The 15,557-nt window shown below is 73.2% G+C and carries 14 protein-coding genes; 13 read left to right on the top strand and 1 reads right to left on the bottom strand.

What is annotated here, in order from left to right:
* The 13 genes from D9598_RS19040 to D9598_RS18980 all read left to right on the top strand — a co-directional run.
* Positions 1-696 (top strand): FAD-binding oxidoreductase (locus tag D9598_RS19040; protein ID WP_198368124.1); only part of this gene is annotated, 696 nt, incomplete at its 5' end.
* 26 nt (positions 697-722) lie between these two features.
* The gene (locus tag D9598_RS19035) at positions 723-2,297 is read left to right on the top strand and encodes an ABC transporter substrate-binding protein (protein ID WP_198368123.1); all 1,575 of its coding nucleotides are present in this window, start codon (positions 723-725) and stop codon (positions 2,295-2,297) included.
* A 16-nt stretch (positions 2,298-2,313) separates the two neighbouring features.
* The gene (locus tag D9598_RS19030) at positions 2,314-4,014 is read left to right on the top strand and encodes a gamma-glutamyltransferase family protein (protein WP_198368122.1); all 1,701 of its coding nucleotides are present in this window, start codon (positions 2,314-2,316) and stop codon (positions 4,012-4,014) included.
* Positions 4,015-4,155: 141 nt separating this feature from the next.
* On the top strand, positions 4,156-4,563 hold the full coding sequence (gene hpxZ, locus D9598_RS19025; RefSeq protein ID WP_232477443.1) for an oxalurate catabolism protein HpxZ: 408 nt from the start codon (positions 4,156-4,158) through the stop codon (positions 4,561-4,563).
* A 22-nt stretch (positions 4,564-4,585) separates the two neighbouring features.
* Positions 4,586-5,290, top strand: coding sequence for a GntR family transcriptional regulator (locus tag D9598_RS19020; RefSeq protein ID WP_198368120.1), 705 nt, complete (start codon positions 4,586-4,588; stop codon positions 5,288-5,290).
* 100 nt (positions 5,291-5,390) lie between these two features.
* The gene (gene atzF / locus D9598_RS19015) at positions 5,391-6,782 is read left to right on the top strand and encodes an allophanate hydrolase (protein WP_198368119.1); all 1,392 of its coding nucleotides are present in this window, start codon (positions 5,391-5,393) and stop codon (positions 6,780-6,782) included.
* Positions 6,779-7,180, top strand: a complete 402-nt coding sequence (locus D9598_RS19010; protein WP_198368118.1) for an amidase — start codon at positions 6,779-6,781, stop codon at positions 7,178-7,180. Before atzF ends, D9598_RS19010 begins: the two co-directional genes overlap by 4 nt.
* A 41-nt stretch (positions 7,181-7,221) precedes the next feature.
* Positions 7,222-8,817: an ABC transporter substrate-binding protein gene (locus tag D9598_RS19005; RefSeq protein ID WP_198368117.1), complete on the top strand. Its 1,596-nt coding sequence runs from the start codon at positions 7,222-7,224 to the stop codon at positions 8,815-8,817.
* A gap of 16 nt (positions 8,818-8,833) precedes the next feature.
* Entirely contained in the window at positions 8,834-9,844 is a 1,011-nt protein-coding gene (locus tag D9598_RS19000) for an ABC transporter permease (protein WP_198368116.1), read from the top strand.
* Positions 9,845-9,846: 2 nt separating this feature from the next.
* Entirely contained in the window at positions 9,847-10,743 is an 897-nt protein-coding gene (locus tag D9598_RS18995; protein WP_198368115.1) for an ABC transporter permease, read from the top strand.
* Positions 10,744-10,746: 3 nt separating this feature from the next.
* On the top strand, positions 10,747-12,417 hold the full coding sequence (locus tag D9598_RS18990) for an ABC transporter ATP-binding protein (RefSeq protein ID WP_198368114.1): 1,671 nt from the start codon (positions 10,747-10,749) through the stop codon (positions 12,415-12,417).
* Positions 12,418-12,432: 15 nt separating this feature from the next.
* Complete coding sequence (locus tag D9598_RS18985) at positions 12,433-12,618, top strand: AtzG-like protein (protein WP_198368113.1); 186 nt, start codon at positions 12,433-12,435, stop codon at positions 12,616-12,618.
* Positions 12,615-13,943, top strand: coding sequence for an AtzE family amidohydrolase (locus tag D9598_RS18980; protein ID WP_198368112.1), 1,329 nt, complete (start codon positions 12,615-12,617; stop codon positions 13,941-13,943). The genes D9598_RS18985 and D9598_RS18980 overlap by 4 nt, the downstream gene beginning before the upstream one ends.
* Positions 13,944-14,077: 134 nt before the next feature.
* On the opposite strand, the gene D9598_RS18975 is transcribed toward D9598_RS18980, so the two are convergent.
* Positions 14,078-15,388 (bottom strand): NtaA/DmoA family FMN-dependent monooxygenase, encoded by a 1,311-nt coding sequence (locus D9598_RS18975; protein WP_232477441.1) that lies wholly within the window; start codon positions 15,386-15,388, stop codon positions 14,078-14,080.
* Between the last annotated feature and the right edge of the window lie 169 nt (positions 15,389-15,557).

The following is a 15,557-nucleotide window of genomic DNA, read 5'->3' as shown; positions in this document are numbered from 1 at the left end:
GCCGGCGGGGCCTGGTCCTCGCTGTTCCTCGGCCGCCACGGGCTGGCGCTGCCGCAGTGGAAGATCCTGGCCTCCGTGCTGCGGACCGCGCCCGCGGCGGACGGGCCGGACCTGGCGGCGGGCGGCGCGGGCTTCGGCTTCCGCAAGCGGCTGGACGGCGGCTACACCATCGCCAACCTGGGCGGGGAAGTGGCGGACATCGTGCCGGACACCCTGCGCTTCCTGCCCGACTTCGCGGCGACGGCGCTGGCCCACTGGCGCCGCACCCGCCCGCGCCTGGGCGGGCGCAGCTGGCGGGAGGCGCGGCTGCCCCGGCACTGGGCGCTCGACGCGCCCTCGCCCTTCGAGGCGGTGCGGGTGCTGGACCCGAAGCCGCACCTTCCCGGCCTCCGCGCCGCCCAAAAGGCCCTGGCCGACGCCGTGCCCTTCTTCCGCAACGTGCGGCCCGTGCAGGGCTGGGGCGGCATGATCGATGTGACGCCGGACCTGATCCCGGTGATGTCGGCGGTCGAGCAGGTGCACGGCCTTTTCGTCGCCACCGGCTTCTCCGGCCACGGCTTCGGGCTCGGCCCCGGCGCCGGGCAGCTGATGGCCGACCTCGTCGCCGGGGACACGCCCGTCGTCGACCCCGCCGCCTTCCGCTTCTCCCGCTTCGCGGAACGCCCGCGTCCGCGCCCCTCGGCCACCGCCCTGTGACCGTCCATCCCGAAAGGAGCCCCATCATGCGCAAGGCACTCGCGGCCCTCTGCCTGGGCGCGCTCGCGCTCGCGCCCGCCGGCGCACCGCGCGCGCAGGCCCTGCGCGTCGGCGTCCAGTCGCCCTTCACGCTGGACCCGCACTTCCTGTTCCTCGGCCCCAACATGGCCGCGGCGCGCCACATCTTCGACAGCCTGGTGGGGCGCGACGCCGACAGCAACTGGGTGCCGGGGCTGGCGGAATCCTGGACGCTGGTCAGCGACCGGGTGTGGGAGTTCAGGCTGCGCCAGGGCGTCACCTTCCACGACGGCACCCCCTTCACGGCGGAGGACGTGGCCTTCACGCTGAACCGCATCCCCAACGTGCCGAACAACCCCGGGCCCTACACCACCAATCTCCGCACCATCGAGCGGGTGGAGGTGGTCGATCCCTACACGGTCCGCATCCATACCGACCGGCCCAACCCGGTGCTGCCGGGGCAGCTGACCAACATCTTCGTCGTCTCCGCCGCCCTGACGCGCAACGCCACCACGGCGGACTTCAACGCCGGCCGCGCCGCGATCGGCACCGGCCCCTTCCGCCTGCTCAGCTACAGCGGGCCGGAGGGGATGCGGCTGGCCCGCAACGACCGCTACTGGGGCCGCAGGCCGGACTGGGAGGAGGTGCGGCTGCGCATCATCACCAATGACGGCGCGCGGCTGGCGGCGCTGCTGGCCGGCGACATCGACGTGATGGAGAACGTGCCCGTCGCCGATGCCGAGCGGCTGCGGCGCGAGAACAAGGTGCAGGTCTTCAGCAAGCCCAGCGACCGCGTGATGTTCCTGGTGCCGCAGACCGGCGCGAAGCCGCTGCCCTCGGCGACGGACGCGAAGGGTCAGCCGCTGCCGGCCAATGCCATGGCGGACCTGAGCGTCCGCCGCGCCGTGTCCATGGCCATCGACCGCAAGGCGCTGGCCGAGCGCGCGCTGGACGGGCAGGCGGTCGCGACGGGGCAGCTCGCGCCGGAAGGCTTCGGCGGCTGGTCCGCGTCCATCCAGCCGCCGGCGGTGGACCCCGCCGGCGCCCGCCGCCTGCTGACGGAGGCCGGCTATCCGGACGGGCTGGGGCTGTCGGTGGCCTGCAGCAACGACCGCTATGTCAGCGATGCCCGCGTCTGCCAGGTGGTGGGGCAGATGCTGACCCGCGCCGGCTTCAAGGCGCAGGTGGAGACCATGCCGGGCAGCGTGTTCTTCCCCCGCGTGCGGCCCGGGCACAACGACATGCCGCTGATGCTGTTCGGCCTGTCGCTGTCCTCCTCCCGCGACGTTTCCTACCTGCTCTCCACCGTCATCCACACCCGCTCGACGGACAGCGACCTCGGCACCGGCAACCGCGGCGACTTCTCGGACCCGAGGATCGATGCGATGATCATGGACGTGACCACCCGCACCGATGCCGGGCGGCTGGAAGCGCTGACAAAGGTGATGCAGGCGGTGCTGGACCAGCAGGCGATCATCCCCCTCTACAACCAGGTGACCATCGCCGGCGCGCGCAAGGGCATCGTCTACACGCCGCGCATGGACGAGCAGATGGTCGCCACCGAAGCGCGCCTGGCGCGCTGAGCGGGAGAGCCGAGGCATGGCCCATCGCCCCACCCTCTACGGCACGCGGCACGCGGTGTCCGCCGGCCACTACCTGGCCACCGCCGCCGGCATGTCCATCCTGGAAGCGGGCGGCAACGCCGTCGACGCCGGCTGCGCCGCCGGCATCGCGCTGGGCGTGCTGCAGCCGGACCTGGTGAACGTCGCCGGCGTCGCGCCCATCATGATCCGCACGGCGGACGGCGTGCTGGAGACCATCGCCGGGCTGGGCCACTGGCCCGCCGCCCTGCCGGCCGACCTGTTCATGCGCGAGCATGGCGGGCACATCCCCACCGGCGTGCTGCGCACCGTGGTGCCGGCGGCGCCCGATGCCTGGATCACGGCGCTGGAGCGCCACGGCACCATGGGCTTCGCGGAGGTGGCAGATGCCGCCATCCGCTTCGCGCGCGAGGGCTTCGCGGTCTATCCGCTGCTGCACCACTCCATCGCCGCCGCCGCCAAGGACTACGCGCGCTGGCCCTCCAACGCCGCCATCTTCCTGCGGGACGGCGCCGCGCCCCGGACGGGCGAGAAGTTCGTCCAGTCCGACCTCGCCGCCACGCTGCAGTACATGGCGGACGAGGACCGCGCCGCTGCCGCCAGGGGCGGCCGCCTGGCCGGGCTGCGCGCCGCGCGGGACGCCTTCTACAAGGGCGACATCGCCGAGGCGATCGTCGCCTTCCAGGAGCGCGAAGGCGGCTACCTGTCGCGGGAGGACCTGGCCAACTTCCGCTCCCGCGTCGAGCCCGCCGTGACGCGCGAATGGCGCGGGCACATGGTCTCGGTCTGCGGCCCCTGGTGCCAGGGCCCGGCGCTGCTGGAAGCCCTGCTGGTGCTGGAGAGACTGGGCATCGACGGGCTGGCGCACAATTCGGCCGAATACCTGCACCGCGTCGCGGAAGCGCTGAAGGCCGCCATGGCCGACCGCGAGCACCATTTCGGCGACCCCCAGTTCGTCGACGTGCCGCTGGACGCGCTGCTGGGGGAGACGCACATCGCGGCCCGCGCCGCCGGCATCGCGTCCCACCGCGCGCCGCCGGAGATGCTGCCGCCGCTGCTGGGGGCCGCCCGCCCCAGGCCGGCGCCCAGCGAGGCCGAGCTGCCGAAGGTGGAAGGCGACACCTCCTATGTCTGCGCCGTGGACCGCTGGGGCAACGCGTTCAGCGCCACACCCTCCGACGGCTCCTCCACCGCGCCGGTGGTGCCGGGGCTCGGCATCATCCCGTCCGGCCGCGGCTCGCAGAGCCGGCCGGACCCCGGCCACCCCTGCGGCGTCGCGCCGGGCAAGCGCCCGCGCCTGACGCCGAACCCTGCGCTGGTGGTGACGCGGGATGGCGGGCTGATGCCCTTCGGCACGCCGGGCGGGGACGTGCAGGTGCAGGCCATGCTGCAGGTGCTGCTGAACGTGCTGCATTTCGGCATGGAGGTGCAGGACGCGATCGAGGCGCCGCGCATCGCGACCTACGCCTTCCCGTCCTCCTTCGCGCCGTTCGAGTATTTCCCGGGCCGGCTGGCGGTGGAGGGCCGCATCGACCCCGCCGTGCGGGACGACCTCGCCGCGCGCGGCCACGCCATCCACCAGTGGCCGGACTGGACGTGGCTGGCCGGCAGCGTGGAGATGATCCACACCGACCCGGCATCCGGCCTGATGGCGGCGGGGGCCGACCCGCGCCGCCCGGCCTACGCCCTGGCACTCTAGGCGGCAACCGCCGGCGTCCCGGACGCGTCGCGTGACAGCATGGCCGCCCGGCCGGGCTTTCCATCGTCGCGTGACACGGCCAGGATGCGCGGCTCGTCGGCATCGCCCGCGCGCGGGCGCCGACCCGCAGGAGAGCACCGCATGACCCCGCCCGAGATCAACGACCCCGCCATCGTCGCCGAGGTGCGCGCCGCCTTCGAGCGCTACGACCGCGGGCTGGAGGAGAACGACGTTCCCGTGCTGGACGACAGCTTCTGGAACGACCCGCTGACCCTGCGCTACGGCGTGAACGAGAACCTCTACGGCCATGCCGCCATCGCCGCCTTCCGCGCCGGCCGGCAGCCCGTCGAGCTGGCGCAGCGCGCCCGGCGGCTGGAGAACACCGTGATCACCACCTTCGGCCGCGACTTCGCTGTGGCCAACACGGAATACGTGCTGCTGAAGGATGGCCGCCGCGGCCGCCAGAGCCAGAGCTGGGTGCGCTTTCCGGAGGGCTGGAAGGTGGTGGCGGCGCATGTCAGCCTGATGGTGCCGCCCGGCGGTGCCTGAGCGCCGCGCGACGGGGCGGGGCATGACGGCCCCCCGCCCGGCGCGGCCCGGCCCGGCCGCCCCCACGCGGGCCGAGGCGCTGGCCGAGGCCCTGGCGGCGCGCATCGTCGCCGCGCAGCTGCCGCCCGGCCTGCGGCTGGACGAGCAGGCCCTGGCCACCGAATTCGGCATCTCCCGCACCCCGGTGCGGGAGGCGCTGCGGCTGCTGGCGACCACCGGGCTGGTGGAGCTGCGGCCCCGGCGCGGCGCCGTGGTGGCCGCCCCGGCGGCCGAGCAGCTCCGCGCCACCTTCGAGGTGCTGGCGGAGCTGGAGGCCCTCTGCGCCCGCTGGGCCGCGCTGCGCATGACGCCCGCCGAGCGCCGCGCGCTGGACCGGCTGCACCGGGACATGGCGGCGCTGGTGCGGGCGGGCGACCGGCCGGGCTACGGGCAGGCCAACCGCGCCCTGCACGGCCTGGTCTACGCAGGGGCACATAACGACCATCTGGCCGAGGTGGCGCTGGGCACGCACCGCCGGCTGGCCCCGTTCCGCCGCGCGCAGTTCGCGGCGCCGCAGCGGCTGTCCCTGTCCCATGCCGAGCACGGGCTGGTGGTGGACGCGCTGCTGCGCGGCGCCGCGGCGGGGGCGGAGGAGACGATGCGCCGCCACATCCTGTCCAGCGGGCATTCCTGGGCCAGCCTGGCGGAGGACGTGGCAGCGCCACGTCTGCGAAGCCCCGCCGCCTGAATGCCTACGCAATAGGCATCCTTCGGGCTATTGCATACAATCCGGGGCGGACCTGTCGTCAACCCCTGCCGCTGACGGCGCTGGTGACTTGGCCTGCGCCGTGGCACGTCGCTTGCACCACCATCCCGGGAACCGGCGGAGCGGCGGCGTGGTGGAGCAGCGGGCAGACCAGGGCATCGACGGCTTCCGCCGGCGCTACGCGGCAGGGGAGGCGCCGGCGCGGGTGCTGGCGGCGCTGCGCGCGCGCATCCTGGACTGCGGCGACCCCGGCATCTTCCTGCACGTCGCCTCGAAGGAGGCGCTGGCCGCGTCCTGCGCCGCGCTGGACCCTGCCGACCAGGCGCGGCTGCCGCTCTGGGGCATTCCCTTCGCGGTGAAGGACAATATCGACGTGGCGGGCATGCCGACCACGGCCGCCTGCCCGGATTTCACCTACCTGCCCGAGCGCCACGCCGGCGCGGTGGCCCGGCTGGTGGCCGCCGGCGCCGTCCCCGTCGGCAAGACCAACCTGGACCAGTTCGCCACCGGGCTGGTGGGCGTGCGCACGCCGCACCCGGTGCCGGTGAACCCCCACGCGCCGGGGCGGGTGCCGGGCGGCTCCTCCTCCGGCTCGGCGGTGGCCGTGGCGCGGGGGCTGGTGCCCTTCGCGCTGGGCACCGACACCGCCGGATCGGGCCGCGTGCCGGCGGGGCTCTGCGGGCTGGTCGGGCTGAAGCCGACGCCGGGGGCGGTGTCCACCGCGGGCGTGGTGCCGGCCTGCCGGTCGCTCGACTGCATCTCGGTCTTCGCCGGCACGGTCGCGGATGCCTGGGCGGTCCACGACGCCATGGCCGGCTTCGACGCGGCCGACCCTTATTCCCGCCCCTGGCCCGCCGCGACGCCGGCCGATGCCGCGCCGCTGCGCGTCCTGGGCGTGCCGGACGAAGCCGGCCGCCCCCGCTTCGACGCGGCGGCCGAGGCCGCCTGGGACGCCGCCATGGACCGGCTGCGGGCCATGGGCGTGACGCTGCTGCCGGTGCCGATGGGCGCCTTCAACGAGGTCGCCGCGCTGCTCTACGAGGGCGCCTGGGTGGCGGAGCGGCTGGCCGCACTGGAAGGCTTCCTCGCCGGCCCCGCCGCCGTGCTGCCGGTGACGCGCGGCATCATCGCCGGCAATGGCGGCCGCTTCAGCGCGGCGGATGCCTTCCGCGCCCTGCACCGGCTGGAGGCGCTGAAGCGCGAGACGGCGCCGGTCTGGGAGCGGATCGACGCGCTGGCCGTGCCCACCGCGCCGCTCTTTCCGACGCTGGCGGAGCTGGAGGCGGACCCGATCGGGCCGAACTCGCGGCTCGGCACCTTCACCAACTTCGTCAACCTGCTGGGCCTGGCCGCGCTGGCGGTGCCGGGGCCGGACCGGCCGGACGGGCTGCCGGCCGGCGCCACCTTCATCGGCCCCGGCGGCAGCGATGCGCACCTGGCCGCCTTCGGCATGCGGTTCGAGGCGGCGGCATGAGCGCGGTGCTGGAGGTCGCCGTGGTCGGCGCGCACTTGTCCGGCCTGCCCCTGAACGGGGAGCTGACGGCTCTCGGCGCCACGCTGCTGCGCGCGGTGGACACCGAGCCCTGCTACCGCCTCTACGCCCTGCCCGGCGGGCCGCCGCTGCGCCCGGGCCTGCTGCGCGTGCCGGCAGGCGAGGGCGCCGCCATCGCCACGGAAGTCTGGGCCGTGCCGCTGGAAAAGGTCGGCACGCTGCTGGCCGGCATTCCCGCGCCGCTCGGCCTGGGCACGCTGCGTCTCGCCGATGGCACCACGCCCAAGGGCTTCCTGGTGGAAGCCGAGGGCGTGCACGGCGCCGAGGATGTTTCCCGCTTTGGCGGCTGGCGCGGCTTTCTCGCCGCCCGGGCCGCCTGATGCCACGCCTGAACCGCCAACCCGTTCACCGGAGTTCGCCCATGGACCGCCGCGCCTTTCTCGCCGCTTCCGCCGGCACGCTGGCCGCACCCTTCCTTGCGCCCGGCAAGGCCGAGGCGCAGTCCGCCGCCCGCGCCGAGACCCTGCTGCTGGTGCAGGAATACGGTCCGAACAGCATGGACATGCAGGGCATCGGCGCCTCCCAGCCCGTGAACGGCGTGGCGCTGAACTGCTACGACCGGCTGGTCAGCTACAAGAAGGTGCCGCTGCCCGACGGCGGCGGCAACACGTTCACGCTCCATGAGCTGGAGCCGGAACTGGCCGAGGGCTGGCAGGAAGCCAGCGACGGCATGAGCGTGACCTTCAAGCTGCGCGAAGCCAAGTTCCATTCCGGAAGGCCGGTGACGGCCAAGGACGTGAAGTGGTCGCTGGACCGCGCCGTCTCCATCGGCGGCTTCGCCACCACGCAGATGAACGCCGGCAGCATGGAGAAGCCGGAACAGTTCGTCGCGCTGGACGACAAGACCTTCCGCATCGACTTCATCCGCCGCGACAAGCTGCTGATGCCGAACCTCGGCGTCACCATCCCCTACGTGATCGACAGCACCACGGCCATCGCCAATTCCGGCGGCGACCCCTGGGCCAAGGAATGGCTGAAGAACAACGTGGCCGGCTCCGGCGCTTTCAAGGTGGAAAGCTGGAAGCCGGGCAACGAGACCATCTATGTCCGCAACGAGGAATGGTGGAACAGCAGGCCCAAGCTGCGCCGCATCATCACGCGCGACATCGCCTCCCCCTCCACCCGCCGCGCGCTGCTGGAGCGGGGCGACGCCGACGTCTCCGCTCTGCTGCCGCCAAAGGACTTCGCCGACCTCGCTGCCGCCGGCAAGGTGAAGGTAGTGGGCGTGCCCGTGCCCAACGGCATCTGGTACTGCGCCATGAACAGCGCGACGGGCCCCTTCACGGATGTGCGGCTGCGCCAGGCCGTCGCCTGGGCCATGCCGTACGACAAGATCATGCAGGTGGCGCTGTTCGGCCGCGGGGTGACCATGGCCGGTGCCCAGGGCGGGCCGACCACCGCCTGGCCGCAGCCCTTCCCTTACAACACCAACCTGGAAAAGGCGAAGGAGCTGGTGCAGCAGGCGGCGCCGGGCGGCATCACCACCTCCGTGCTGTTCGACGCCGGGCAGGCCACGGTGGCCGAGCCCATCGCCGTGCTGGTGAAGGAGGCGCTGGCGCCGCTCGGCATCAATGTCGAGCTGAACAAGGTGCCCGGTGCCAACTTCCGCGGCGAGCTGGCGAAGAAGAACTCGCCCATGGTGATCAACCGCTTCGCCGGCTGGCTGGACTGGCCGGACTACTACTTCTTCTGGAACTTCCACGGCAGCAACTCGATCTTCAACGTCGCCTCCTACCAGAACCAGGAGATGGACAAGCTGATCGATGGCGCCCGCTTCACCGGCGACAAGGCGGCCTATGACGCGGCGGTGAAGGGCTTCGTGGCCATGGCGCAGGACCAGGTGCCGGTGGTGCCGCTGGCGCAGCCGCTGCACGACATGGCGATGCAGAAGAGCATCGGCGGCTACCAGTTCTGGCCGTGCCGCGAGCCGGACTTCCGCGCCTTCACCAAGGGCTGAGGGGGAGGGCACGGAGATGTTGCGCACCATCGCATCGCGGCTGGGCACGGCGCTGCCCAGCCTGGCCGGGGTGGTCGTCGTGACCTTCCTGCTCACCCGCGTGCTGCCGGGCGACCCGGCGGCGTACTTCGCCGGCCCGGTGGCCTCGCCCGAGGCCATCGCGCAGATCCGCGCCGAGCTTGGCCTGGACCAGCCTCTCCTGGCGCAGTTCGCGCGCTACCTGGGAGATCTGGCGCGGGGCGACCTCGGCGTCTCTCTGACCACTGGGCAGCCTGTCCTGGCCGACATCGCCGCGCGCCTGCCGGCCTCCATCGAGCTGACCCTGCTGGGCCTGCTGCTGGCGGTCTGCACCGCCGTGCCGCTGGGCGTGCTGGCGGCACTGCGGCAGGGGTCCTGGATCGACCACCTCTGCCGGCTGGTGACCACGGCGGGCGTCTCGCTGCCCGTCTTCTTCACCGGGCTGCTGGCCGTCTACGTCTTCTACTTCCTGCTGGGCTGGTCGCCGGCGCCGCTCGGGCGGCTCGACAGCTTCATGAGCGAGCCCGCCCGCGTCACCGGCTTCTTCCTGGTCGACAGCGCGCTGGCCGGCGATGGCGAGACCTTCCGCGCCGCGCTGGCGCAACTGCTGCTGCCGGCCATCACTCTGGCGGTCTTCGCCCTGGCGCCGCTGGCGCGCATCACCCGCGCCTCCATGCTCGCCGCGCTGTCGGCCGACTTCGTCCGCACCGCGCGGGCCAGCGGGCTGAACGGCCGCACGGTGGTGCTGCGCTACGCCTTCCGCAACGCCATGCTGCCCGTGCTGACCACGCTCGGCATGGTGTTCTCCTTCCTGCTCGGCGCCAACGTGCTGGTGGAGAAGGTCTTCGCCTGGCCCGGCATCGGCTCCTACGCGGTGGAGGCGCTGATCGCCTCCGACTTCGCGCCGGTGCAGGGCTTCGTGCTGATCATGGCGATTCTCTACATCCTGCTGAACCTGTTCATCGACCTGCTCTACGGGCTGGTCGACCCGCGCATGAAGGAGGGCTGAGGATGGACGCCCCGCTTCCCCTGACGGCAGAGGCGGAACCACGCCCCTCCGCCGCCATCGCGCTGCTGCGCCACGCGCGCTACGTCATCTCCGGCAACGTCGTCACGGCGGCCAGCTTCGTGCTGTTCTTCCTGCTGCTGCTCTGCGCCGCTTTCGGGCCGTGGCTCGCGCCCTACGACCCGCTGGCCAGCGACACCATGGCGGCGCTGCAGCCGCCTTCCGCCGCGCACTGGCTGGGCACGGACCACCTGGGGCGCGACATCCTCTCCCGCATCGTGGTGGCGACGCGGCTGGACATGGGCATCGCCATCTCCTCCGTCGCGCTGGTCTTCGTGCTCGGCGGGCTCGCCGGGGTGGCCGCCGGGTATTTCGGCGGCTGGACGGACCGCATCGTCGGCCGGCTGGCGGACACCATCATGGCCTTCCCGCTCTTCGTGCTGGCCATGGGCATCGTGGCCGCGCTGGGCAACACCGTCACCAACATCGTCATCGCGACCGCCATCGTGAACTTCCCGCTCTACGCCCGCATCGCCCGGGCGGAAGCGGCGGTGCGGCGCGACGCCGGTTACGTGCAGGCTGCGCGGCTGACCGGCAATGGCGAGATGCGCGTGCTGCTCGGCACCATCCTGCCCAACATCCTGCCGATCATGGCGGTGCAGATGTCGCTGACCATGGGCTACGCCATCCTGAACGCGGCGGGCCTGTCCTTCATCGGCCTGGGCGTCAAGCCGCCGACGCCGGAATGGGGGATCATGGTGGCGGAGGGCGCCTCCTTCATCGTGTCCGGCGAATGGTGGGTGGCGCTGTTCCCGGGGCTGGCGCTGATGCTGGCCGTGTTCTGCTTCAACCTGCTGGGCGACGGGTTGCGCGACATCGTCGACCCGCAGCGGAGGACCTGAGCCATGGAGATGCCGCTGCTCGACGTGCGCGACCTGACGGTGGAATTCGCCACGCGCCGCGGCACCGTGCAGGCGGTGAAGCGTGTCAACCTGTCCATCGGCAAGGGGGAGACGCTGGGCGTGGTGGGGGAATCCGGCTCTGGCAAGTCGGTTACCTCCTACGCCGTCATGCGCATCCTGGACCGCGCGGGGCGTATCGCGGAAGGCGCGGTCAGCTTCTCCGGCATCGCCCTGCGCGAGCTGCCGGAACGCGAGATGCAGGACCTGCGCGGGCGGGAGATCTCCATGATCTTCCAGAACCCGCGCGCGGCGCTGAACCCCATCCGCAGCGTGGGGCGGCAGATCGCGGACGTGCTGCTGCAGCACGGCCAGGCGACGCGCGCCAATGCCCGCGCCAAGGCGATCGAGGCCCTGACGCAGGTCCGCATCGCGCGGCCGGAGGAGCGCTACGACGCCTATCCCTTCGAGCTCTCGGGCGGCATGTGCCAGCGCGTGGTGATCGCGCTGGCGCTCGCCTGCCGCCCGCGCCTGCTGATCGCGGACGAGCCGACCACGGGCCTCGACGTCACCACCCAGAAGGTGGTGATGGAGCTGGTGACGGAGCTGACGCGGGAGCGCGGCATGTCCACGCTGCTGATCACCCACGACCTCGGCCTCGCCGCCGCCTACTGCGACCGCGTGGCGGTGATGGAGAAGGGCGTGGTGGTGGAGCAGGCGGAAGCCGCCGCCATCTTCCGCGCCCCCGCCCACCCCTATACCCGCCGGCTGATGCGCGCGACGCCCCGCCCCGGCGCCGGCCTGCGCGACCTGCTGCCGCAGGAGGCGCCGCGCCCGGCCGACCCGCCGCCCGACCCGCGCCAGGGAGAGGCGCTGCTGGAGGTCGCGGGCCTGGTGAAGGAATATTCGCGCGGCGGCGGGCTGCTGGGGCGGCTCGCGGGCCGCGCGGCGCCGGCGCCCTTCCGCGCCGTGGACGGGCTGAGCTTCACGGTGCGGCGGGGGGAAAGCCTGGGGCTGGTGGGGGAATCCGGCTGCGGCAAGTCCACCACCTCGATGATGGTGATGCGGCTGCTGGACCCGACCGCCGGCAGCATCCGCCTGAAGGGGCAGGAGATCTCGGGCATCCCGGCGCGCGGCTTCGCTTCCTCCCCGCTGCGCAGCCGCATCCAGATGGTGTTCCAGGACCCCACCGACAGCCTGAACCCGCGCCTGACCGCCGCCCGCGCCATCGCCGACCCCATCCTGCGCATGGGCACGGCGCGCGGTGCCGCGCTGCGCGCCCGCGTCGAGGAACTGGCCGGGCTGGTCGGCCTGCCGCGCCCGCTGCTGGACCGCTTCCCGCACCAGCTCTCGGGCGGGCAGAAGGCGCGCGTCGGCATCGCCCGCGCCATCGCCCTGGACCCGGAGCTGGTGATCCTGGACGAGCCCACGGCGGCGCTGGACGTCTCCGTGCAGGCCGTGGTGCTGAACCTGTTGCAGGACCTGAAGCTGCGGCTGGGCATGAGCTACCTCTTCGTCAGCCACGACCTGCACGTGGTGCGCCTGCTCTGCGACCGCGTCATCGTCATGCGCCAGGGCCGCGTGGTGGAGGAAGGCCCGGTGGAGCAGGTGCTGGAAGCCCCGCGCGCCGACTACACGCGGGAACTGCTCGCCGCCATCCCGCACCCGCCCGTCTGAACGCCGGAGAGCACCATGAGCGACACGCCCGACCCCCGCGACGCCATCGACACGGCGGCCGCGCTGTTCGAGATCCCGTTGCAGCCGGAATGGCGGGAGGTGGCGGCCGCCAGCTTCGCCACGGTCGCCGCCGCCGCGCGGCTGGTGGCGGAGTTCCCGCTGGAGGACGAGGCGGAATTCGCCCCGGTCTTCCGCGCATGAGCACCGCCATCGCCCAGGGCACCGCCCGCGACGGCGTGGAGGCCGCGCTGGCCCGCATCGCGGAACACGACGGGCTGATCAACGCCTTTACCGCCGTCACGGCGGAGCGCGCCCGTGCCACGGCGGACCGGCTGGACGCCGCCGCCCCCGCGCCGCTGGCCGGCATGCCCTTCGCGGTGAAGAACCTGTTCGACGTGGCGGGGCTGCCCACCCTGGCCGGGTCGCGCATCAACCGGGACCGCCCGCCCGCCGCGCGCGATGCCTTCCTGGTCCGCCGCATGGAGCAGGCCGGCGGCGTGCTGCTGGGCGCGCTGAACATGGGCGAGTACGCCTACGACTTCACCGGCGAGAACGCGCATGACGGCGCTTCCCGCAACCCGCGCGACCCGGAGCGCATGACCGGCGGTTCCTCCGGCGGCTCGGCGGCGGCGGTCGCGGCGGGGATGGTGCCGGTGGCGCTGGGCTCGGACACCAACGGCTCCATCCGCGTGCCGGCCTCGCTCTGCGGGCTGTTCGGGCTGAAGCCGACCTATGGGCGCCTGAGCCGCGCGGGTACCTTTCCCTTCGTCTCCTCCTTCGACCATCTCGGGCCGCTGGCGCGCAACGTGACGGACCTGGCGCGGGTGCATGACGCCCTGCAGGGCGCGGACCCCGAGGACCCGATGCAGGCCGCGCGCCCGGTCGAGCCCGTGCTGCCGGAGCTGGAGCGGGGCATCGCCGGGCTGCGCATCGCGGTGGCCGGCGGCTATTTCGCCCGGGGCGGCCACCCGGAGGCCTTCGCGGCGGTCGCCGCGGCCGCGCGCGCGCTGGGCGCCACAACCGTGGTGGAGTTCCCCGAGGCGCACCGGGCCCGCGCCGCCGCCTACGTCATCACGGCGGCCGAGGGCGCCGCCCTGCACGCCGCCCGCCTGCGCGACCGCGCCGCCGGGTTCGACCCGGAGGTGCGGGACCGGCTGATCGCGGGCCTGGCCATCCCGGCGGCCTGGGTGGCGTGGGCGCAGCGCTTCCGCCGCTGGTATCAGGCGCGGGTGGCGGCGCTGTTCCGGGACGTGGACGTGGTGCTGGCCCCCGCGACGCCGGTACGCGCGCCGCTGTTGGGGCAGAAGACGCTGGAGCTGGACGGCGCCACCGTGCCGCTGCGGCCCAATCTCGGCCTCTATACCCAGCCCATCTCGTTCATCGGCCTGCCCGTGGTCGCGGTGCCGCTCTGGCCCGATGCGGGGCTGCCGATCGGCGTGCAGGTCATAGCCGCGCCCTGGCGGGAGGACCTGGCGCTGCGCGTGGCGCGGGTGCTGGAGCGCGGCGGGGTGGCGCATTGCGGCTGAGCCGGGGCCGCCCGGGCGGCCGGTGACCGCACCGTCGGGACCGGGTCCGCCCCCGGCATCTCGCCCGCCGCCAGGGTCCGCCGGTCCGCGTGCAGCGGCCGGCGGCCCGGCGCGGCACCCCGCGCCGCCCGCCGTCAGCCCGGGTTCCTCAGGTTCTCGCGCAGCGTCGTGCCGGCATACTCGCGGCGCAGCAGGCCGCGGCGCTGCAGCTCCGGCACTACCATGCGGCCGAACTCCTCCAGCGTGGTGGGGAACACGGTCGGCGGCAGCACGAAGCCGTCGCAGGCGCCGGAGGTGAACCAGTCCTCCATGATGTCGGCGATCATCTTCGGCGTGCCGGCGATCAGCCCGCGCGGCTTGCGCACGGCCTGCGCGAAGCTGATGCCCTGCGCCCGCGCCACCTGCCCCATGCGCTGGCGTGAGCCGGCGATGCCCTGGGTGCCGGCCGCCGCCTCGGCCTGCTCCTCGGTCTCGATCGTGCTGAGGTCGACGCCCAGCAGCTCGGAGCTGGAGGCCATCACCAGCTCGGGGTCCACGAGCGTGTCGAGATAGGCGGCGCGTTCCCGGGCGATCGAATCCGTCTCCCCCAGCACGACGGAGAAGGAGGGCAGGATCTTGCAATCCTCCGCCACGCGCCCGGCTTCCTCGATGCGCGCGTGCATGTCGGCGTAGTAGCGCTGCGCGTCCTCCCGGGTGGCGTGGGAGCAGAAGATGATCTCGGCCCAGCGCGCGGCGAAGGCGCGGCCGCGTGGCGAGGAGCCGGCCTGCATCACCACCGGCCGGTCCTGCGCGCTGCGCGGGATGGAGAGCGGGCCGCGCACGCTGACATAGCGCCCCTGGTAATCGGCGTAGCGGACCTTGCTGGTGTCGATGAACTGCCCGCCCTCGCGGTCCAGCACCACCGCGTCGGCGTCCCATCCGCTCCACAGCGCGAAGCAGGCTTCCAGCACCTCGTCGGCGCGGTCGTAGCGCTGGTCCTTGGGCGGCAGGCCTTCCATGCCACAGTTCCGCGCCTCGAACTCGGTGGCCGAGGTCACCACGTTCCACGCGGCGCGGCCGCCGCTCAGCAGGTCGAGCGAGCCCAGGCTGCGCGCGAGCTGGTAGGGGCCGTTGAAGGTGGTGGACATGGTCGGCGCCAGGCCAAGACGCGACGTGACGCGCGCCATCAGCGGCAGCACCACCATCGGGTCCAGCAGGCTGGTCTGCCCGCCGCGGCCGAGATAGTCGGCGAAGCTGCCGCGGTAGATGTCCGGCACGCCGAGCCCGTCGGCGAAGAAGGCGACGTCGAAGCGCGCGTCCTCCAGCACGCGGGCGATATGCTCGTAGCGCTGCGGCGTCCAGATATCGTTCAGCGTCGCGGCCGGATGGCGCCAGCCGGCCGCGTAGCTGGCCGTGGGCGCCGTCTTCAGATAGGCGGCGAGGTGCATCTTCCGGGAACGGGCCAAGCGCTTCTCCAATCCGAACGGCGGCGTCCGGCGCAGGACGCAAGAAGCGTACCGTGCCGCGCGCCTGCCGGAACCCGTTCGGCCCGCGCGGCGGTGGCCGGATATGCTAATGAAATGGCCATGATGCGGGCCATTTGGAACGGAATTTGTGCATCATTGGGAATGCGCC

The organism is Roseomonas sp. KE0001 (assembly GCF_016107285.1).
In the GTDB taxonomy this organism is placed as follows: domain Bacteria; phylum Pseudomonadota; class Alphaproteobacteria; order Acetobacterales; family Acetobacteraceae; genus Pseudoroseomonas.
The sequence above is the reverse complement of the archived record's forward strand: the minus strand, read 5'-3'. Positions and strand labels throughout refer to the sequence as shown.

Excerpts from the sequence above, each read along its gene's own strand:
- D9598_RS19020 (WP_198368120.1), top strand. The coding sequence starts at position 4,586 with ATGACGGCCCCCCGCCCGGCGCGGCCCGGCCCGGCCGCCCCCACGCGG.
- D9598_RS19035 (WP_198368123.1), top strand. The coding sequence starts at position 723 with ATGCGCAAGGCACTCGCGGCCCTCTGCCTGGGCGCGCTCGCGCTCGCG.
- hpxZ (WP_232477443.1), top strand. The coding sequence starts at position 4,156 with ATGACCCCGCCCGAGATCAACGACCCCGCCATCGTCGCCGAGGTGCGC.
- D9598_RS18985 (WP_198368113.1), top strand. The coding sequence starts at position 12,433 with ATGAGCGACACGCCCGACCCCCGCGACGCCATCGACACGGCGGCCGCG.
- D9598_RS19005 (WP_198368117.1), top strand. The coding sequence starts at position 7,222 with ATGGACCGCCGCGCCTTTCTCGCCGCTTCCGCCGGCACGCTGGCCGCA.
- D9598_RS19000 (WP_198368116.1), top strand. The coding sequence starts at position 8,834 with ATGTTGCGCACCATCGCATCGCGGCTGGGCACGGCGCTGCCCAGCCTG.
- D9598_RS18990 (WP_198368114.1), top strand. The coding sequence starts at position 10,747 with ATGGAGATGCCGCTGCTCGACGTGCGCGACCTGACGGTGGAATTCGCC.
- D9598_RS19010 (WP_198368118.1), top strand. The coding sequence starts at position 6,779 with ATGAGCGCGGTGCTGGAGGTCGCCGTGGTCGGCGCGCACTTGTCCGGC.
- D9598_RS19030 (WP_198368122.1), top strand. The coding sequence starts at position 2,314 with ATGGCCCATCGCCCCACCCTCTACGGCACGCGGCACGCGGTGTCCGCC.
- D9598_RS18995 (WP_198368115.1), top strand. The coding sequence starts at position 9,847 with ATGGACGCCCCGCTTCCCCTGACGGCAGAGGCGGAACCACGCCCCTCC.
- D9598_RS18980 (WP_198368112.1), top strand. The coding sequence starts at position 12,615 with ATGAGCACCGCCATCGCCCAGGGCACCGCCCGCGACGGCGTGGAGGCC.